The 18956-nt window shown below is 64.3% G+C and carries 19 protein-coding genes and 1 tRNA gene; 9 read left to right on the top strand and 11 right to left on the bottom strand.

Going from position 1 to position 18956, the window contains the following annotated elements; translation table 11 throughout:
- The first annotated feature begins 12 nt into the window (after positions 1-12).
- Positions 13-870: an HDOD domain-containing protein gene (locus AZ34_RS11940; RefSeq protein WP_035608313.1), complete on the top strand. Its 858-nt coding sequence runs from the start codon at positions 13-15 to the stop codon at positions 868-870.
- A gap of 57 nt (positions 871-927) precedes the next feature.
- Positions 928-1004: transfer RNA gene (locus tag AZ34_RS11935), tRNA-Arg, on the top strand.
- Positions 1005-1012: 8 nt separating this feature from the next.
- Here the strand turns inward: AZ34_RS11935 and AZ34_RS11930 are convergent.
- Genes AZ34_RS11930 through AZ34_RS11920 form a run of 3 tightly spaced genes read right to left on the bottom strand, consistent with a single transcriptional unit; the run spans position 1013 to position 3536 of the window.
- On the bottom strand, positions 1013-1330 hold the full coding sequence (locus AZ34_RS11930; protein WP_035608310.1) for a YkgJ family cysteine cluster protein: 318 nt from the start codon (positions 1328-1330) through the stop codon (positions 1013-1015).
- A 26-nt stretch (positions 1331-1356) separates the two neighbouring features.
- Positions 1357-2325, bottom strand: a complete 969-nt coding sequence (gene argF, locus AZ34_RS11925; RefSeq protein WP_035608308.1) for an ornithine carbamoyltransferase — start codon at positions 2323-2325, stop codon at positions 1357-1359.
- Entirely contained in the window at positions 2322-3536 is a 1215-nt protein-coding gene (locus AZ34_RS11920) for an aspartate aminotransferase family protein (RefSeq protein WP_035608305.1), read from the bottom strand. Before AZ34_RS11920 ends, argF begins: the two co-directional genes overlap by 4 nt.
- A gap of 151 nt (positions 3537-3687) precedes the next feature.
- Between AZ34_RS11920 and AZ34_RS11915 the strand changes: the two genes are divergently transcribed.
- Complete coding sequence (locus AZ34_RS11915; RefSeq protein ID WP_035608303.1) at positions 3688-4008, top strand: DUF3579 domain-containing protein; 321 nt, start codon at positions 3688-3690, stop codon at positions 4006-4008.
- Positions 4009-4189: 181 nt separating this feature from the next.
- Here AZ34_RS11915 and rpsT read toward each other — a convergent pair whose 3' ends face one another.
- Together rpsT and AZ34_RS11905 are read right to left on the bottom strand one after the other, a co-directional pair.
- On the bottom strand, positions 4190-4492 hold the full coding sequence (gene rpsT / locus AZ34_RS11910; protein ID WP_006296771.1) for a 30S ribosomal protein S20: 303 nt from the start codon (positions 4490-4492) through the stop codon (positions 4190-4192).
- A gap of 140 nt (positions 4493-4632) precedes the next feature.
- Complete coding sequence (locus tag AZ34_RS11905; RefSeq protein ID WP_035608301.1) at positions 4633-8121, bottom strand: DUF2126 domain-containing protein; 3489 nt, start codon at positions 8119-8121, stop codon at positions 4633-4635.
- Positions 8122-8464: 343 nt separating this feature from the next.
- Between AZ34_RS11905 and AZ34_RS11900 the strand changes: the two genes are divergently transcribed.
- The 5 genes from AZ34_RS11900 (at position 8465) to AZ34_RS11885 (ending at position 14012) form a co-directional block, all read left to right on the top strand.
- The gene (locus tag AZ34_RS11900) at positions 8465-9967 is read left to right on the top strand and encodes a circularly permuted type 2 ATP-grasp protein (RefSeq protein ID WP_419670212.1); all 1503 of its coding nucleotides are present in this window, start codon (positions 8465-8467) and stop codon (positions 9965-9967) included.
- Positions 9968-9997: 30 nt separating this feature from the next.
- Positions 9998-10138, top strand: coding sequence for an alpha-E domain-containing protein (locus tag AZ34_RS19035; protein WP_081767191.1), 141 nt, complete (start codon positions 9998-10000; stop codon positions 10136-10138).
- The gene (locus AZ34_RS11895; protein WP_035608299.1) at positions 10139-11110 is read left to right on the top strand and encodes an alpha-E domain-containing protein; all 972 of its coding nucleotides are present in this window, start codon (positions 10139-10141) and stop codon (positions 11108-11110) included. It abuts the gene before it with no gap.
- 207 nt (positions 11111-11317) lie between these two features.
- The gene (locus AZ34_RS11890) at positions 11318-13096 is read left to right on the top strand and encodes a long-chain fatty acid--CoA ligase (protein ID WP_051510159.1); all 1779 of its coding nucleotides are present in this window, start codon (positions 11318-11320) and stop codon (positions 13094-13096) included.
- 106 nt (positions 13097-13202) lie between these two features.
- Positions 13203-14012 carry a peptidase gene (locus AZ34_RS11885; protein WP_035608297.1) on the top strand — a complete coding sequence of 270 codons (810 nt, stop codon included), beginning with the start codon at positions 13203-13205 and terminating at the stop codon, positions 14010-14012.
- A gap of 31 nt (positions 14013-14043) precedes the next feature.
- Here AZ34_RS11885 and gcvH read toward each other — a convergent pair whose 3' ends face one another.
- The 5 genes from gcvH to hppD form a co-directional block, all read right to left on the bottom strand.
- The gene (gene gcvH, locus AZ34_RS11880) at positions 14044-14409 is read right to left on the bottom strand and encodes a glycine cleavage system protein GcvH (RefSeq protein ID WP_035608296.1); all 366 of its coding nucleotides are present in this window, start codon (positions 14407-14409) and stop codon (positions 14044-14046) included.
- Positions 14410-14526: 117 nt separating this feature from the next.
- Positions 14527-14862, bottom strand: coding sequence for an RNA recognition motif domain-containing protein (locus AZ34_RS11875; RefSeq protein WP_035608294.1), 336 nt, complete (start codon positions 14860-14862; stop codon positions 14527-14529).
- Between the two features lie 99 nt (positions 14863-14961).
- On the bottom strand, positions 14962-15228 hold the full coding sequence (infA, locus tag AZ34_RS11870; protein ID WP_035608292.1) for a translation initiation factor IF-1: 267 nt from the start codon (positions 15226-15228) through the stop codon (positions 14962-14964).
- A 40-nt stretch (positions 15229-15268) separates the two neighbouring features.
- On the bottom strand, positions 15269-15505 hold the full coding sequence (locus AZ34_RS17985) for a hypothetical protein (RefSeq protein WP_081767190.1): 237 nt from the start codon (positions 15503-15505) through the stop codon (positions 15269-15271).
- A 384-nt stretch (positions 15506-15889) separates the two neighbouring features.
- Complete coding sequence (gene hppD, locus AZ34_RS11860; RefSeq protein WP_035608287.1) at positions 15890-16984, bottom strand: 4-hydroxyphenylpyruvate dioxygenase; 1095 nt, start codon at positions 16982-16984, stop codon at positions 15890-15892.
- Positions 16985-17342: 358 nt separating this feature from the next.
- Between hppD and AZ34_RS11855 the strand changes: the two genes are divergently transcribed.
- A complete protein-coding gene (locus AZ34_RS11855; RefSeq protein ID WP_035611606.1) occupies positions 17343-17852 on the top strand; it encodes a DUF1993 domain-containing protein in 510 nt (169 codons plus the stop codon).
- A gap of 68 nt (positions 17853-17920) precedes the next feature.
- Here the strand turns inward: AZ34_RS11855 and AZ34_RS11850 are convergent, their stop codons facing one another.
- Entirely contained in the window at positions 17921-18934 is a 1014-nt protein-coding gene (locus AZ34_RS11850; protein WP_035608283.1) for a zinc-binding alcohol dehydrogenase family protein, read from the bottom strand.
- Positions 18935-18956: the final 22 nt, after the last annotated feature.

Below are 18956 nucleotides of genomic sequence, written 5' to 3'. Positions count from 1 at the left end.
TCCCATTCGTTCATGGATCTGAAGCAACTTGTTCATGACCCCGGGGCGTTTCCGAGCATCCCGCGCGTGATCGCGCTGGTGATGAACGAGTTGGGTCGCCCCGACCCTGATCTGCGCAGGATCAGCGCCCACCTGAAGGAAGACCCGGTGATGACGGCGCGCCTGCTAGCCATCGCCAATTCCTCGCGCTTCAACCTGAGCCGCGGCGTGAGCAGTGTAGGTGAAGCCTTGCCGCTGCTGGGTCTGGGCGAATTGCGAGAAATGGTGCACGCGGCCGCCGTGGCCAGCGCCCTGCGCCAGGTCGGCGGCGTCAACATGACCCAGTTCTGGCGCTACAGCCTCAACACAGCCAAGCTTGCGCGCAAGCTAGCCATGGTCAGCCCCTACGCGTCCACGGCGTTCACGGCTGGGCTGGTGCATGCGGCGGGTGAATTGATCATGCACCGCGCCTTGCCTCGGCAAATGGCCGAGCTGGATGCCGTGCTGCCCGTCTTTGACCTGCGACGTGCGGCTGAGGAGAAGAGGCTCCTCGGTTATTCCTACGCGGAAGTCGGCGGGGCGTTCGCGCGTTCCTGGAAACTGCCCAGCGTCCTCATCGAGGTGTTGGAGCGTCATGTTGAACCTTTGAATGGCGTGGACGGTCCGGCAAAGACCGCGGATTTTGCTGCGTCCCAGTCCGCCTGCGTCACGGCCATGGTGCACTTGGCCGCCTGGCGCGCGCGTGCGCAAGAGGCCAACCTGAGCTTCAGCGAACTGCTGTCGAGTTTTCCGCAAGGCGTGGCTTCGGCTTTGCATCTCGACAGCCAGCAGGTGCTCGATGCCAAGGCCATCGACTGGACATCTCAGCAGGAAGTTCAGAGTTATCTCTGAGCCACTGCAGGCTGCATACCGTGCGGCGCATCGCCCGGTATGATCGCGCCTTCTTTACTGCCCGTAGCTCAGTTGGATAGAGCAACAGCCTTCTAAGCTGTGGGTCGGGGGTTCGATTCCCTCCGGGCAGGCCACCCGTTTTTCAGCCCAGGTCCGCCTCCAAAGGTGGCAAGCCGTTCCGGGCCCGCGCACGATGGCAGGCTTCGCTGCCTTCCTCGAACTCGCGGCAAGGCGAGGGACGCCATTCGTAGATGCCGCAGGCGACCTGTACACCCAGTCTGCCGGTCAAGGCGGCGCAGCGGATGGGCACGTGATCGGTGCCGCGCATGCGCGCTGTGTTGCCGTTGACTTCGACGGTCAGCCCATCGGGCACTGAGCCGCCTTCGCTTTCCAGCTCATAGACCGCGAAATCCACGCGGAAACAGGCACAGCAGGCACCGCAGCTTGTGCAGGCGGTCATGGTGTCGTGGCGTTCGTCGTTGTTGCTCAGGCGAGGCGACCGAGCAGCAGGTATTCCATGAGCGCCTTCTGTACGTGCATCCGGTTTTCGGCCTCGTCCCAGACCACGGATTGCGGCCCATCGATGACCTCGGCCGTGACTTCCTCGCCACGGTGGGCGGGCAGACAGTGCATGAAGAGGGCGTCGGGCTTGGCTGCCTGCATCATGCGGCTGTCCACGCACCAGTCCGCGAAGGCCTTGCGGCGCGCCTCGTTCTCGGCTTCGTAGCCCATGCTGGTCCAGACGTCGGTGGTGACCAAGTCGGCGCCCACGCAGGCTTGCAGCGGGTCCTTGAAGACCTTGTAGCAGTCACTCCGCACGTGGGCGATGACTGGGTCGATTTCGTAGCCGCTGGGCGTGCTGACATGCACGGTGAAGCCCAGCAGGTCGGCGGCTTGCAGCCAGGTGTTGGCCATGTTGTTGCCGTCACCCACCCAGGCCACGACCTTGCCTTTCAGACGGTCCGGATCCAGCCGTCCGCCCGCATCGACCCCACGGTATTCCAGGTAAGTGAAGAGGTCGGCGAGGATCTGGCAGGGGTGGTATTCGTTGGTCAGGCCGTTGATCACGGGTACCCGCGAATGGGCGGCGAAGCGCTCGATCTTGTCCTGGCCGAAGGTCCGGATCATCACGATGTCCACCATGCGGCTGATGACGCGCGCGCTGTCCTCGATGGGCTCGGCGCGGCCCAGCTGGCTGTCACCCGTGGTCAGGTGGACCACGCTGCCGCCGAGTTGGTACATGCCGGCCTCGAAGCTCACGCGGGTGCGCGTGGAGGCTTTCTCGAAAATCATCGCCAGCGTGCGGTCGGGGTCGGCGAAGGGGTGGTATTTCTCGAAGGCCTTGAACTTGGCCTTGATGAAACGCGAGCGCTCGAAGAGGTAGGTGTACTCCTGCGCCGTGAAGTCACTGAATTGCAGGTAGTGCTTGAGGGGTTGGGCCATGGCGGGTTTCATGCTTGTTCCGCGAGAAAGGCGAGCACCAGGGGCAGCAGGCGCGCCAGCAATTCATCGATTTCGACCTGTGTGATGATGAGCGGCGGCAGCAGGCGGATCACACTGTCGGCCGTGACGCTGATCAGCAGGCCGGCCTCGGCGGCGCGGGCGATCAGCACGCCACAAGGCTTGGTGAGTTCCATGCCGATCATCAGCCCCTGGCCGCGCACCTCCTTCACGTCCGGGTGTGTGCCCAGTTCGGCGCGCAGGCGGCCCATCAGGTAGTCGCCCATCTTGGCGGCGTTCTCCAGCAGCCCGTCTTCTTCCATGATGCGCAGGGTCTCGATGCCTGCGCGCATGGCCAGGGGGTTGCCGCCGAAGGTGCTGCCGTGGTTGCCGGGTTGCAGCACCTCCGAGGCTTTGGGACCCGTCACGATGGCGCCGATGGGCACGCCCGAGGCCAAGCCCTTGGCCAGCGCCATCACGTCCGGCACGATGCCTGCCCATTGATGGGCGAACCACTTGCCGGTGCGACCCATGCCGCTTTGCACTTCGTCGATGCAGAGCAACCAGTCCCGCTCGGTGCACAGCGCGCGCACGGCGCGCAGGTATTCGTTGCGCATGGCGTTGATGCCGCCTTCGCCCTGGATGGTCTCGAAGAAGACGGCCACCACGTCGGGATTGCCTTCTGTGGCCCGCTTCAGTGCCTCGACGTCGTTCAGCGGCACGCGGATGAAACCCGGCACCATGGGCTCGAAGCCTTTTTGCAGCTTGGTGTTGCCGGTGGCACTGAGCGTGGCGATGGAGCGGCCGTGGAAGGCGCGTTCGTAGACCACGATCTGCGGGTTATGAATGCCCTTGTCGTGCCCGTACTTGCGCGCCAGCTTGAGCACCGCTTCGTTCGCTTCCAGACCGCTGTTGCAGAAAAAGGCTTTGTTCATGCCGGAGAGCTCGGTCAGCCGCGCAGCGAGTTGCTCCTGCCCCGGGACATGGTAGTAGTTCGAGGTGTGGATGAGCTTGGCGATCTGATCCTGCAGGGCCGGCACGAGGCTCGGGTGGTTGTGGCCCAGGGTATTGACCGCGATGCCCGCCAGGGCGTCCAGGTACTCCTTGCCATTGACATCCCAGACGCGGCAGCCCTGGCCGTGCGACAGCGCGATCGGCACGCGGCCGTAGGTGTTGATCACATGGGGCGATGTGGGTGCGGCGGGTTGGGCGGCAGGGGTGTTCATGGGGCGCGATTCTGAGGGGAAACAAAACGGCCCAAGCGCTTGCGGCGGCTTGGGCCGACTGGAAAACCGTGTGGGCATTTTAGGGCCTGGGTGGTGTCATGATGAGACGTCACATTGCCCTAAGTCTTATATAAGATAGAATAGTTGCGTCATGGTTTCCACCACCGTCAAAGAAGTCCACATCCTCGGGCTGACCCGCTCAGGCAAGACTTTTCGTCCCAGTGACTGGGCCGAGCGCTTGGCGGGGGTGATGAGCCAGTTCTGTCCCGGCACCGCCACCCGTGGGGGTGGTTGGGGCTATTCACCCTGGTGTGTGCCCAGCACCACGGCCACCGGGGTGAAGTGCGTGATCGTCAATCGCGAGTTGCGCGAGGTCGAACCCAAGGCCTGGGACTTCTGCCTCAATTTCGCCAAGGACAACGATCTGCAGGTGATCGAACTCGATGCCCAGGGCCGCCCTGTCGAGAGCTGATCGGGGCGAAAGGCCCGTGCAGTCCTACCGGCTAGAACAAAGCCGTTTCCGAGTCGCCAAACAAAAACGCCGCTGGTTTCCCAGCGGCGTTTTGCTCTGTTGACAGCGCACCCGTTTCAAACGGCGGAGCAGTGGTTACCGCTCCGGGCTTGCCTGATGACGCAGCACCAGGCGGCGGGGTTCAGGCAGCGGCAGCGCCGAGTGCCTTGACCTTGGCGGACAGGCGGCTCTTGTCGCGAGCGGCCTTGTTCTTGTGGAAGATCTGCTTGTCGGCCACGGAGTCCACCACGGCTTGCATCTTGGCAAACAGCTCGGTGGCCTTGGCCTTGTCACCGGTCAGAACGGCTTTTTCGACGTTCTTCACGGCGGTACGGTATTTGGAGCGCAGGGACGTGTTGGCGGCGTTGAGCTTGACGTCCTGACGTGCGCGTTTGCGGCCCGACGCCAGGCGCGGGTTCTTTTTCTTCGGCTTTCCAGAGGCCATGTGAAGTTTCCTTTGTGTCTGTGGATGATGTCAGCAGAGCCTGCGATTATAGCCCGACCGCTGCGCGGATGCCGCGCTGTCCCAGGGTCCTGGCCGGTCCGGGAGGGCGGGGTGGCAGGCCGCGGCTGGCGCCACGCCGGTCAATTTCGCAAATCGAGGGTGCAGGGGAATTCCCGGCTGCCTGGCAAGGCCTGGGTGGCGGGCAGCACAGGCAGCGGCTCGTGCGTGTGGCGCGTGAGTGAAAAACGTGCCAGGCGGCGGCTTTCGGCCTCGTAGGCGTTGATCGGGAAGGTGATGTAGTTGCGCCCGCCCGGATGCGCCACATGGTATTGGCAGCCGCCCAGGCTGCGCTGCATCCAGGTGTCCACCAAATCGAAGACCAGCGGTGCATGCACGCCGATCGTGGGGTGCAGGCTGGACGGCGGGTTCCAGGCCTTGTAGCGCACGCCCGCGACATATTCCCCGACCGTGCCAGTGGGCTGCAGGGGCAGGGGTCTACCGTTGACGGTGACCGTGTGCCGGCTGGGGTTCAGGCCCGTCACCCGCACCTCGATGCGCTCCAGCGAGGAATCCACATAACGCACCGTGCCGCCGGCCGCGCCTTCCTCGCCCATCACATGCCAGGGCTCGAGCGCGTTGCGCAGGGTCAGTGTCATGCCCAGCATCTGTAGTTCCCCCGCCAGCGGGAAGCGGAATTCGAAATGCGGGGTGAACCAGCTGTCGTCGAAGGCGTAGCCGGCCTGTCGCATCTCCTGCAGCACGTCGGCGAAGTCCATCCTGACGAAAGTGGGCAGCAGGAAGCGGTCGTGCAGCTCCGTGCCCCAGCGCGTGGCGAGAGCCTGGTAAGGCTGGTTCCAGAAACGCGCGACCAGGGCGCGCAGCAGCAATTGCTGCGCGATGCTCATGCGGGCGTGCGGTGGCATTTCGAAAGCGCGCAGTTCCAACAGGCCCAGGCGACCAGTGGGACCATCCGGTGAGTACATCTTGTCGATGCAGAACTCGCTGCGGTGGGTGTTGCCCGTCACGTCGATCAGGATGTTGCGCAGCGTGCGGTCCAGCAGCCAGGGTGGCATGTCCTGTCCGTACTTCTGCCGGTTGCTCTGGATTTCGCGCAGTGCGATTTCAAGTTCGTACAGCTGGTCGTTGCGCGCCTCGTCCACGCGGGGCGCCTGGCTGGTCGGGCCGATGAAGAGACCGCTGAACAGGTAGCTGAGCGAGGGGTGGTTGTGCCAGTAGAGCAGCAGGCTGGCCAGTAGTTCTGGTCGGCGCAGGAAGGGGCTGTCCGCCGGTGTGGCGCCGCCCAGCACGAAATGGTTGCCGCCGCCGGTACCGGTGTGGCGACCGTCGGTCATGAACTTTTCGGCGCACAGGTGCGTCTCAAAAGCCGCCTGGTAGAGGAATTCGGTGCGCTGCACCAGCTCCGCCCAGTTGTGCGAGGGGTGGATGTTGACCTCGATCACGCCCGGGTCTGGCGTGACCTGCAGCATCTTCAGCCGCGCGTCGCGCGGCGGCGGGTAGCCTTCGAGCACGATCTTGACGCCGAGCTCGGCGGCGGTGGCTTCGACAGCGGACAGCAGGTCCAGGTAGTCTTCCAGCCGCGCCAGTGGCGGCATGAAGACGTAGAGCAGGCCGCTCTTGCCTCCTTGTTCGCGTTCCGTTTTGGGCCCGTTGGCGCGCATGGGGTCGCGCGCTTCCACGCACAGCGCGGTGCGCGTGATCCAGTGCGCGGATTCGAAACGCTGGGGCTGACGGAGGGCTGCCGCTGCCGTGGCCGTCGGATTGGCTGGCCCCGCGCCCATGCCGCCAGCGCCCGCAGGCAGGGTGTCGCCGTTCATGGCGCCGGGGCCGCCGCCATTGCCACCGAGCCGGCGCGCCGTGTACTGCGCGCGGATGTCGGCCGAGTGGGGCAGGGGCGGGCGCGGGTCGTAGGGGTCCTGCTGGATGACCCAGGGATAGTCCCCTTCGCCCACCCACGGCAGGGAATCCAGCGGCAGACGGTAGCCCATGGCCGAGTCGCCCGGCACCAGGTACATGCGTTCGTCACGGAAGAACCAGGGTCCGGTGCTCCAGCGCGAGCCGGCCAGAGTGGGGCCGGCGCCGGTCTGCAAGGGCAGGGCGTAACCGACCACGGCGTCCAGTTTCTGGCTGAAGACCCGGCGCAGTCGCTGGCGTTCCAGTTCGTCCTCCAGGCGGGCATCAAAGGGGTCGACATTGACCGGCAGGCGCCGTTCGCGCCAGAGGTAGTACCAGGTGTCTTCGTAGCCGGGTTGGATGTAACGTGTGTTCAGCCCCAGTTTGCCCGCCAGCGTGTGCGTGAACACGCGAGCGTCCTCGCTGCCGTAATGGGCCGGGACGCGCTCATCGGCGAACAGGCTCGGGTCCTGCCAGATGGGCTCGCCATCGGCTCGCCAAAAGATGGAAAGCGCCCAGCGTGGCAGTTGCTCGCCCGGGTACCACTTGCCCTGGCCAAAATGCAGAAAACCGCCTTGCCCGTATTCGGTGCGCAATTTGTGCACCAGTTCGGTTGCGTAGCCGCGTTTGGTCGGTCCGAGTGCATCGGTGTTCCATTCGGGTGCATCGCGATCGCTGGTGGCCACAAAGGTCGGTTCACCGCCCATGGTCAGGCGAACATCACTGGCCTGGAGTTGGACCTCCACCTGCTCGCCCAGGGCCATGATGGCGTCCCACTGCGCGTCCGTGTACGGCTTGGTGACGCGCGCAGACTCATGGATGCGCGTGACCTGCATATGGTGTGAAAACTCAACCTCGGCTTCGTCTCCAGCGCCCTGCGGCGCGGCGACCGAGAACAGGCCCTCGATGGGTGCGGCGCTGGACGGTTGCGGAGTGCAAGCCAGGGGAATGTGGCCTTCGCCCGCCATCAGACCGCTGGTGGGATCGAGTCCGATCCAGCCCGCGCCCGGCAGGTAGACCTCGCACCAGGCATGCAGGTCGGTGAAATCGACCGTGGTGCCGCTGGGGCCGTCTATCGCTTTCACGTCTGGCGTGAGCTGGATCAAGTAGCCCGAGACGAAACGCGCAGCCAGACCGCAATGCCGCAGCAGATTGACCAGCAGCCAACCTGAGTCGCGGCAGGAGCCGCTGGCCTTGCGCAGCGTTTCCTCCGGCGTCTGCACGCCAGGCTCAAGGCGGATCAGGTACTGGATGTCGGTCTGCAGTTTCTGGTTCAGCGCGACCAGGAAATCGACCGTGCGTCGCCGTTCGCGGTCGATACCGTCCAGGTATTGCCGCAGCAGCGGCGTCAGCGGTGCCGCCACGAGGTAGGGGGCCAGTTCTTCCCGCAGGGCCGGGCTGTAGCTGAAGGGGAAATGCTCAGCCTCGGGCTCAAGGAAGAAGTCGAAGGGGTTGTACACCGCCATCTCGACGACCAAGTCGATGGCGACCGTGAACTCCGTGGTCTTCTCCGGGAACACCAGCCTGGCCTGGTAGTTGGCGAAGGGGTCCTGCTGCCAGTTGATGAAGTGCTGGGTGGGTTCGACCCGCAGCGAGTAGGAGACGATTTTGCTGCGGCAATGCGGCGCGGGCCTCAGCCGCACAGTTTGCGGGCCCAGCTGCACCGGACGGTCGTACTTGTAGTGGGTGATGTGCTGAAGTGCGGCGTGGATGGACATGGCGCGTGCGGTGCGTACAGGAGGTGGGCGCGGCGTGAAACCATGCGGGTCGCGCCCACTGGCGACACGGCGTTGCGGGAACCACAGGGGGTTTCGACGTCAAGAGCTTATAGCAAGAGCTGAGCCAAGCGCCACGCGCATGGGTTCGATCGCCTCATGCCCGCCCCCTTGGGGGCAGGCCCGAAATTTGCTGGTACCCTTGCAGTCAAGTTCCGCAGGGCTATTCCTGCTGCGTGCGCTAGCGTGCCGGATGCATTCGAAAGGCGTCATACGGTGCGGGTCCGGCGTCAGGTTGATCAGGCGGAACCGGATGACCGGAAAGACCAGAACAAGGCTAGGCCGCATGTTGAAGTTTGACGAGATGTACCTGGGGCCGGGCGCCCTGGCCGCCGGCATGGTGCAGGTCGGCGCAGCTGGCGCTCAAGGAGTGGCAGGCGGCGCAGCCGCCGACATTCGCGCCCACTATCGCGCCTACGCGCGTTGGCTGGCCGCGCAAAGCCCGGAGACGATGCAGGCTCGGCGAGAAGAGGCCGAGATGATCTTCCGCCGCGTGGGCATCACCTTCGCGGTCTATGGCGACAAGGATGAAGACGGCTCCGGCACGGAGCGCCTGATTCCCTTCGATCTGATCCCGCGCATCATCCCCGCGGCCGAATGGAGCAGCATGGAGCGTGGGCTGGTGCAGCGCGTGACGGCGCTCAACCGCTTTATCCACGACGTCTACCATGACCAGGAAATCCTGCGCGCGGGGGTGATCCCGGCCGAGCAGATCCTGCACAACGCGCAGTACCGCCCGCAGATGATGGGCGTGCATGTGCCCAACGACATCTACTCACACATCAGCGGCGTTGACATCGTGCGGGCGCCGGACGCCGATGGCGTGGGCCAGTACTACGTGCTGGAGGACAACCTGCGCGTGCCCAGCGGCGTGAGCTACATGATCGAGGATCGCAAGATGATGATGCGGCTCTTCCCCGAGCTGTTCAACGCGCACCGCGTCGCGCCGGTCGAGCACTACCCCGATCTGCTGCTGGAGACGCTGCGCGCCTCCGCGCCCGACACCACGGGCGAGCCGACCGTGGTCGTGCTCACGCCCGGCATGTACAACAGCGCCTACTTCGAGCATGCCTTCCTGGCGCAGCAGATGGGCGTCGAACTGGTGCAGGGGCAGGATCTGTTCGTGCGCGATGGTTTCGTCTACATGCGCACCACGCGTGGTCCCAAGCGCGTGGACGTCATCTACCGCCGACTGGACGACGATTTCCTAGATCCGCATGTGTTCCGCGCCGATTCCACCCTAGGCTGCGCGGGCTTGATGGAAGCCTATTGCGCGGGCCACGTGACCTTGTGCAACGCCGTGGGCACGGGCGTGGCTGACGACAAGTCCATCTACCCCTATGTGCCGGCGATGATCGAGTTCTACCTTGGCGAGAAACCCATCCTCAACAACGTGCCTACCTACATGTGCCGCAAACCCGAGGATCTGAAATACGTGTTGGCCAACCTCAAGGACTTGGTGGTCAAGGAAGTGCATGGCGCGGGCGGTTACGGCATGCTGGTCGGGCCAGCCTCGACCCAGCAGCAGATCGAGGACTTCGCTCGCGTGCTCAAGGAAAAGCCGGGCAACTACATCGCGCAGCCCACCTTGTCCCTCTCCACCTGCCCGACCTTCGTGGACAGCGGTATCGCGCCACGGCACATAGACCTGCGGCCCTTTGTGCTGACGGGCAAGACTGTGCAGATGGTCGCGGGCGGCCTCACCCGCGTTGCGCTCAAGGAAGGGTCCCTGGTCGTCAATTCCTCCCAGGGCGGTGGCACCAAGGATTCCTGGGTGCTGGAAGTCTGAGCGGCCGCGCACAAAATCAAAAAAACGAATATGTTGTCGAGAACCGCCGATCACCTGTTCTGGATGAACCACTACACGGAGCGGGCCGAAAAGTTGGCCGCAGGCCAACTTTCATCAAAACACAGAGGGCGCGCAGCGCCTGCGGTGTTGTCGGCCAGAGGAGATATTTGAATGCTATCGCGTACTGCCGATCACCTGTTCTGGATGAATCGCTACACGGAGCGGGCCGAAAACACCGCACGCATGCTCAGCGTCAACCACGAAACCGCCATGCTGCCCCAGTCCGCTGCCGTGGCCCGGTTGGGATGGCAGAGCCTGCTGTCCATCAGCGAGTTGCTGCCGTCATATACCGCCCGCCATGGCGAGGTGGTGCCGAAGGACGTGATGGCCTTCATGGTCAGCGACGAGAACAATCCCTCTTCCATCGTGTCCTGCCTGCGTGCGGCGCGTGAGAACGCCCGGGCCGTGCGCGGCAGCTTGACGACCGAGGTCTGGGAGACGCAGAACCAGACTTGGCTGGAGTTCAAGCGCATGTTACGCCTGGGCGACTTGGAGCGCGACCCGGCACGCTTGCTCGAGTGGGTCAAGCACCGCTCCCACCTGTCTCGCGGCGTGACCCTGGGCACCATGCTGGTGGACGAGGCCCTGCACTTCATGCGCCTAGGCACTTTCCTGGAACGGGCCGACAACACGGCGCGGCTGGTGGACGTGAAGTTCCACGCCGTGCAGAGCGAGTTCTTCGGCAACGCCGACCAAAAGGACCGTGCCTACGACTTCTACCACTGGAGCGCCATCCTGCGCAGTGTCTCGGCCTTCGAGATCTACCGCAAGGTATATCGCGACGTGATCCGCCCCGAGCGCGTGGCCGAGTTGCTCATACTGCGCGCCGACATGCCGCGTTCCCTGCACGCCAGCATGGCCGAGGTCGTGAAGAACCTCAACCTCGTCGCTGGCGAAAGTCCGACCGAAGGCATCGCCGAGACGCGCCACCTGGCTGGCAAGCTGCTGGCCGAACTGCAGTACGAGCGCATTGACGACATCCTGGCCACGGGCCTGCATGCCTTCCTGACCAAGTTCCTGGAGCGGGTCAACGACATCGGTGCGCGCATCAGCCGCGACTTCCTGGTGCCCGAGATCACTTAGCCCATCGGGGGCATGACGCGCGGGTACTCCCCGCGCGTTTTCTGCATCGTATCCCTCATCGCCGGACTGCAGTCTCCAAGGTGACGCGAACAACCTGGGGATAGTCTGGATGCACCTGCAGGCTTTGGCGCTTTCCCGGATGCGCTTTGCACGCATGGGAGGCTAGTCTGAGTGTTTGGCAGTTTGCCGCACCAGGAGTTCGCTTTCATGCCCCTGCAACAGCCTTCCTCGCCCTCGCTTGCACTGGAAACGCGGCCCCACCATGCCAGGTGGCCCAAGCGCTTGCCGTACTCCATCACACCGCCGCAAACTTCGTTGTGGGCCAATCTGGCCATCAGCGCGCTACGCTACCCCGAGAAGGCGGCCCTGGTCTTCCTCGGGCGCGTGATGTCATACGCGGAGTTGGCTCGGCAGGCCGAACGCCTGGCGGGCTTTCTGCACAGCTTGGGGGTGGAGCAGGGGGACCGTGTCATCCTGGACATGCAGAACTCGCCGCAGCTGGTGATAGCGCATTTCGCCATCCTCCGTGCCAACGCGGTGGTGGTGCCAGTCAACCCGATGAACCGGGCCGAAGAACTGAAACACTACATCACTGATCCGGATGTCAAGGTGGCCATCACGACGGGAGATTTGGCGTCCGAACTGGCCCACGCCAGCAACGACTTGCATGCGCCAAAACGTCTGCTGCACCTGGTCGTCACGCAGTTCACCGATGCCTTTGATCCCGGCGATGCCAGCGAGGACGGGCCGCCGCAGGCCTGGTCCTCGTGGCTCTGCACGCGTCACCCCCTGCCCGCGCTGGAAGGGGGACAGGTTCATGACTGGAGCCAGGTGCTGCGCACCCCGCATGCGCCGCCACCCTTGGTCGCCGGGCCGCAGGATTTAGCGGCCTTGCCCTACACCAGTGGCACAACTGGCTTGCCCAAGGGCTGCATGCACACCCATGCCAGTCTGATGCACAACGCAGTCGCCGCCAGCCTCTGGGGCAGCGCATCGATGGAGACGGTCGTGTTGGCCGTGGTGCCCATGTTCCACATCACCGGCATGGTCAGCGTGATGCACGCCGCCATCTACAGCGGGGCGACCCTGGTCATCATGCCCCGCTGGGACCGGGAACTGGCTGGGCGACTGATTTCAAGGTGGCGCGTCACGAGCTGGACCAACATACCGACCATGGTGATCGACCTGATGGCCAGTCCGAATTTCGCGCGTTTTGATTTGTCCAGCCTGGTCTACATCGGTGGCGGCGGCGCGGCCATGCCGCAAGCCGTGGCGCAGCGCCTGTTCGAGCAATTTGGCTTGCGTTACGCAGAGGGTTACGGCCTCACCGAAACCGCTGCTCCCTCGCACAGCAACCCACCGGATCATCCGAAGCAGCAATGCCTGGGCATTCCTTTCATGGGCTGCGACGCGCGTGTGGTGGACCCTGGGACCTTGCAGGAACTGCCGCCAGGCGAGCAGGGGGAAATCGTCGTGCACGGTCCCATGGTGTTCCAGGGCTACTGGAAACGGCCCGATGCGACGCGCGACGTTTTTTTCGAGCTGGACGGCAAGCGCTACTTCCGCACCGGTGACCTGGGACGGGTGGACGAGGAAGGGTACTTCTTCATCACCGATCGCCTCAAGCGCATGATCAACGCCAGTGGGTTCAAGGTCTGGCCAGCCGAGGTAGAAGCTCTGATGTTCAAGCACCCCGCCATCCAGGAAGCCTGTGTCATCGCTGCCAAGGACAGCTACCGTGGTGAGACGGTCAAGGCGGTGGTGGTCCTGCGCCCCGGCCAGGCTGGCCAGGTGAGCGAGGACGATATCCTGGCTTGGTGCCGCGAGAACATGGCGGTCTACAAGGCGCCGCGCATGGTGCAGTTCGTCGACGCATTACCCAAGAGCGGCAGCGGCAAGGTGATGTGGCGCGCCCTGCAGGAAGCTGAGTCGACAAGCCCCGCGCAGGGTGCGGCCAAGCCGATCGGCGCCACCGCGTCCGCCTGACTCCAGGTGCGTCCGTCGGCCCATGCGCACGGGCCGCTAAGATGGTGTCCCCTGGACTACGGCGGAACCAGGCAGCACTCTGGCAGGTTGCCTTCATTTTTTCACCATGACCTATTGCACGGCGGTCCGCATCGACGCGGGCCTGGTTTTCCTCTCAGACTCGCGCACCAATGCGGGTGTCGACCAGATCAGCACTTTCCGCAAGATGCATGTCTACGAGGTGCCGGGCGAGCGCGTGATGGTCTTGCTGTCCTCGGGCAACCTTTCGCTCAGCCAGGCCGTGGCCAGCAGCTTGCGCGTGCAGATGAAGCCGGCAGGTGAGTCAGGTGAGATGGCGCAGGACGGGCCACACAGCCGGTCCACGGCCACCGCCGATGAGACGCCGCAGGCCGACGACGGACGCAACCTGGGGACGGCACCCAATATGTTCTCCGCCGCGCGCATCGTGGGTGAGACAGTGCGCCGGGTCCACGCGCGTGAAGCCGCCGCCCTCAAGGATTTCGGCATCGATTTCAACATCAACCTGATCTTCGGCGGCCAGATCCGGGGCGAGGCCCCGCGGCTGTTCAATGTCTATGCGGCGGGCAATTTCATCGAGGCCACGTCCGAGACGCCTTACTTCCAGATCGGGGAGTCCAAGTATGGCAAGCCGATCATGGACCGCGTGGTCGATGGCGATCTGTCGCTGGACGAGGCGGCCAAGTGCTGCTTGATTTCGATGGACTCGACCATGAAGTCCAACCTTTCGGTCGGTCTGCCTTTGGATCTGCTGTGTTACGAGACCGATAGCCTGCGTGTGACGCGGCAAGCCATGATCGACGGCAAGGACCCGTATTTCGCCTCCCTGCGTGAGCGTTGGGGTGAGCAGCTGCGCAAGGTTTTCAGCGAGTTGCCCGACCCGGCCTATTGGCCTTGAGGTACGTAGGCGGCAGCACTTGCGCCCGAACTCAGGTCATCAGGCTGCTGGCGTAGCTGTCTTCGTCCATCAAGGCCTCGAGTTCGGCCGGGTTCGAAAGCCGCAGCTTGTAAAACCAGCCCGCGTCCAGAGGCGCGCTGTTGGCGAGCGCAGGGTCTTCGCGCAGAGCCTCGTTCACCTCGGTGACGCTGCCGCTGACTGGGTTGTAGACATCGGCGGCAGCCTTGACGGATTCGACCACGCCCGCCACGGCGCCAGCCGCCAGCGTGCGGCCCACCGCAGGCAATTCCACGAACACGATGTCGCCCAGCGTGTCCTGCGCGTGAGCGGTGATGCCGACCACGCCGATGTCGCCCTCGACGCGCACCCACACATGTTCTTCGCTGAATCGGATCATGACGGCCCCTTGATGGTTGAACGAGCCGCATCTTAATGCCCGTCTTCGACGCACCCATGAAAAAACCGGCCGAAGCCGGTTTTTTTGTCGCAGGGCGCGGGGTGCGCGCAGTGTGCTTCAGTAGCGATTGTTGCGGGCGCCGCCGAAACCACCGCCGCCACCTTCGCGACGACCGCCGCCGAAGCCGCCACCACCGGTGCGGGGCTCCATCGGACGGGCGATGTTGACCACCATGTCACGGCCGCCGACGTTCTGGCCATGCAGACCGCGGATCGCGGCTTCAGCCTGGTCGGCACTGCCCATTTCCACGAAGCCGAAGCCCTTGGAGCGGCCGCTGTCGCGGTCCATCATGACCTTGGCCGATTGCACGTCGCCGAAGGCTCCGAATTGTTGCTGGAGGTCGTCGTCGCGCACGGAATAGGAGAGGTTGCCGACGTAAAGTTTGCTGCTCATGGTGAGCCTTTCAGAAAAAGCGTCTTGGATTCACTGGGAATGTCGACGCGGGGAAAAGATGGTCTTGGTTTTAAAACCATCCAGGATGGGGTGAGGAATTCAGCGGAAAGTGCGCCGGGGTCGAGCCGGTGCGCCGCCCGTGCGAGCTTCCAGGTGACGGAAGGTGATGCGACCCTTGCCCAGATCGTAGGGCGAGAGCTCCAGCGACACCTTGTCGCCGGCCAGGATGCGAATATGGTTCTTGCGCATCTTGCCGCCGGTGTAGGCGATCAGGCTATGGCCGTTCTCCAGGGTGACGCGGAAACGCGAATCGGGCAGCACTTCCTCGACCTTGCCTTGCATTTCGATCAGTTCTTCTTTGGCCATGGAGATCCTTTGCTTGATTGGATTGGAGGGAGGGCCGGACTCAGGCGTTGCAATGCCGCTGATGCAACCAGCGCTGTCCTTCGGCGGCGGCATATTGCAGCGCGCTTTCGCGGGTGCCGAATTCCGGGACGAAGCCCAGCACGCGGTCGTGCGTGGCCTGGCCGCGGCCGCTGCGGATCGAGACATGGGCCGTGTAGCGGCCGGACTCGGTTTGACGGGTCAGAGGGGAGACAAGGTATTTGCCTACCGGGAAAGCATGTTCCAAATGGATATTCATCGTGTGCGCGCGGTTCTGTGGCCGCGCTTCGTAAAAACAGAAATAGGGTGTGGCGCGATGCGCCGCGTATCGGCGCTGACCGCCGTGTTCCAGTCCGGGGTTGAGGGTGCGGGCCGGGGGGATTGAGCTTGCCGCTGAGGACGAAGTGTGACTGCCGGCCGAACCACGCAGGGCCGGGAGACAGGGCCAGTCAAGCGAGGTGGCGAGGCTGGAGGCCGTGCGGACGGTGTGAGAAAACCGTGGGCCCTGTCAGACTGCAGTTGCCGCGCAGGTAAGCATGGCGCGACAACGACAGGGATTATACGCGCAATTGCCTGGTTTCGCGCATGGGGGTTAACCAGCCCATCCCCCGGGCTGGTTTGCGCGTGGGCTTCAGGCTTGCGATCAGGCCGAGGCGGGTGTGTCCACCTTCAAGGTTCCGCGCCGGATCTGGTCGCGTTCCAGACTCAGGAACAGGGCACGGAAGTTGCCCTCGCCAAAGCCCTCGTCCGCCTTGCGTTGGATGAACTCGAAGAACACCGGTCCCAGCAAGGGCTGGCTGAAAATCTGCAGCAGCAGGCGCGGCGCCCCGTCTTTGGTGTTGCCATCCAGCAGGATCCCACGGGCTTGAAGCTCGCCCACGGGTTCGCCATGGCCGGGCAGACGTTCTTGCAGCATCTCGTAGTAGATCTCGTTGGGTGCTGTCGCCAGTGGCACGCCCGCCATCTGCAGCGCATCGACGGTGGCGATCAGGTCGTCCGAAAGCAGGGCGATGTGCTGGATGCCCTCGCCGTTGAACTGCATCAGGAATTCCTCGATCTGCCCATTGCCGCCCTTGCCGGCTTCTTCGTTGAGTGGGATGCGGATCAGGCCGTCGGGTGCGGTCATGGCCTTGCTGGTCAGACCCGTGTACTCGCCCTTGATGTCGAAGTAGCGAATTTCGCGGAAGTTGAAGAACTTCTCGTAGAACTCGCTCCAGAAGCTCATACGCCCGCGGTAGACGTTGTGCGTCAGGTGATCAACGATCTTCAGGCCATGGCCCACCGGGTGCCGGTCCACGCCCGGCAGGAACTCAAAGTCGATGTCGTAGATGCTCTTGCCGTCTTCGTAGCGGTCGATCAGGTAAAGCGGCGCGCCGCCGATGCCCTTGATGGCGGGCAGGCGCAGTTCCATCGGACCGGTCGGCACTTCCACGGGCTGCGCGCCTAGTTCCAGGGCACGGTGGTACGCCTTGTGCGAGTCTTTGACGCGGAAGGCCATGGCACAGGCGCTGGGGCCGTGCTCGGCGGCGAAATAACCGGCCAGGCTCTTGGGTTCGCGGTTGACGATGAAGTTGATGTCGCCCTGGCGGTAGAGCAGCACATCCTTGCTGCGGTGCTTGGCGACGAGGGAGAAGCCCATTTTCTCGAACAGCGGTTCGAGCGTGTTGGGGGTGGGGGAGGCGAATTCGACGAACTCGAAGCCGCACAGGCCCATGGGGTTGTCAAACAGATCGGCCATGAGAAATCTCCAGTGAAATGACGGGCGCGCGCCCAGGCAGGGTGCGCGGCTGGCACCGTCAACCGTGGAGGGCCGACGGCGGGGACAGCGGTGTGACCGGAGGCGCGCAGGGCCGACCGCGCGTGCTGCGCGCGAGGTGCTGGCCCACGATCAGGAATGCGGTCAGGAACTGGATGAACATGGAATTACGGCTCGGGGGCTAGCGTACACCAAGTCGATGGCCCTGCCCAATTGCCAATTCGCCATGTTCGGCACGTCTGGCCTGCCTGCCACATGGGGCAGGCCCAAGGGGCTGGTCCTGCAAAAAAATCTCGGATGCCCGATGATTCCGTTTTCTTTTTTCAACGGGAAATCATCCATGTCCTCTCTGTCCATGTACCAGGCCAGCGTGCCTGTTTTCATCCGCATGCTGGGCAATTTGCATGCCGTCCTGTCCAAGGCCCAGGCACATGCCCAAGCCAAGGGGATCGATGAACTGGTGTTCACCAGCGCACGCCTCTATCCCGACATGCTGCCGCTGAGCAACCAGATCATGATCGCCACCGACACCGCCAAGGGCTGCGCGGCCCGCCTGGCCGGTGTCGCGCCCCCGGTCTATGAGGACAATGAAAAGACCTTCGCTGAGTTGAACGAACGCATCGCCAAGACCTTGGTCTATCTCCAGTCCTTCAAACACGAGCAAATCGATGGCAGCGAGGCGCGCGAAATCGTGCTCAAGCGCCGCACCGGCGAGGAGCGCCTGCTGGGTCTGCCTTACCTGCTGAACACGGCGCTGCCCAACTTCTTCTTCCACGTCACCACGGCCTACGCCATCCTGCGGCACAACGGCGTGGATATTGGCAAGAAGGACTATCTGGGCAATGCCTGAAGCCGGAGCTGGAGCGCATCGTCGGTTGGCGGCGGGCGCTTGTGCCGCGCCCGTGCCACCCTCGCAGCTCAACCCACCCGCAGCACGCCTTTACCCATTGCCTGGCCGCTTTCGACCCAGGCGTGCGCCTCGCACAGGGTCGCCACGGACAGTTCCCCGAAGTCACGCGTGACCGTGCTGCGCAGGCGGCCTGCGTCCACGGCCTCGGCGAGCCGGGCCAGCAAGTGACCTTGCGCCGCCATGTCATCTGTCTCGAACATGGGACGTGTGAACATGAACTCCCAGTGCAGCGAGGCGCTTTTCATCTTCAAGGGGCGTGCGTCCAGGCTCGCCGGGTCGTCGATGAGCGCGATGCGGCCCTGCGGGCGCAAAGCGCGTACCAGCGCGGGGTAGTGGGTCTCGGTGTGCGTGAGGCTGGCCACCAAGTGCACGCCGCCTGAAAGTCCGGCCGCGCTCAGCGCCTCATCGAGCGGCTGACGGTGGTCGATCACATGGTGCGCGCCCAGCTCACGGACCCAGGCCACGGTCTCCGGGCGCGAGGCGGTGGCCACCACCTCCAGTTGCGTAAACTGGCGTGCCAGTTGCACGAGGATGGACCCCACGCCGCCAGCGGCGCCGACCACCAGCAGGCGCTGGCCGGCGCCGCCGCCTTGCGGCACGCCCAGGCGATCAAACAGCAACTCCCAGGCCGTGATCCCGGTCAGGGGCAGGGCGGCTGCGGCTGGGTAGTCCAGACTGCGCGGCATGCGGCTCACGATGCGCGCGTCCACGGTCTGCAGCGGCGCGTTGCTGCCGGTACGCTGCAGCGCACCGGCGTACCAGACGCGGTCACCGATGGTGAAGCCTTGCACTTGCGAGCCCATTGCCAGCACTTCGCCTGCGGCGTCCCAACCCAGCACACGCGGCTGGCCGGGTGGCGGCGCCATGCCGGCGCGCACTTTCACATCCACCGGGTTGACGGACACCGCACGCACGCGCACCAGCAGGTCGTGCGGCCCCGGTTCCGGGTCCGGCAGGGTGAGCTCGATCAGGGCCTGCGCGTCGCTGAGTGGCAGGGGTTGAAGGTGGCCGATGGTTTTCATGGGAACTCCTGGAAAGGTTGCG

The organism is Hylemonella gracilis str. Niagara R (genome assembly GCF_000600295.1).
GTDB classification, from domain to species: Bacteria; Pseudomonadota; Gammaproteobacteria; order Burkholderiales; family Burkholderiaceae_C; genus Hylemonella; species Hylemonella gracilis_A.
The sequence above is the reverse complement of the archived record's forward strand: the minus strand, read 5'-3'. Positions and strand labels throughout refer to the sequence as shown.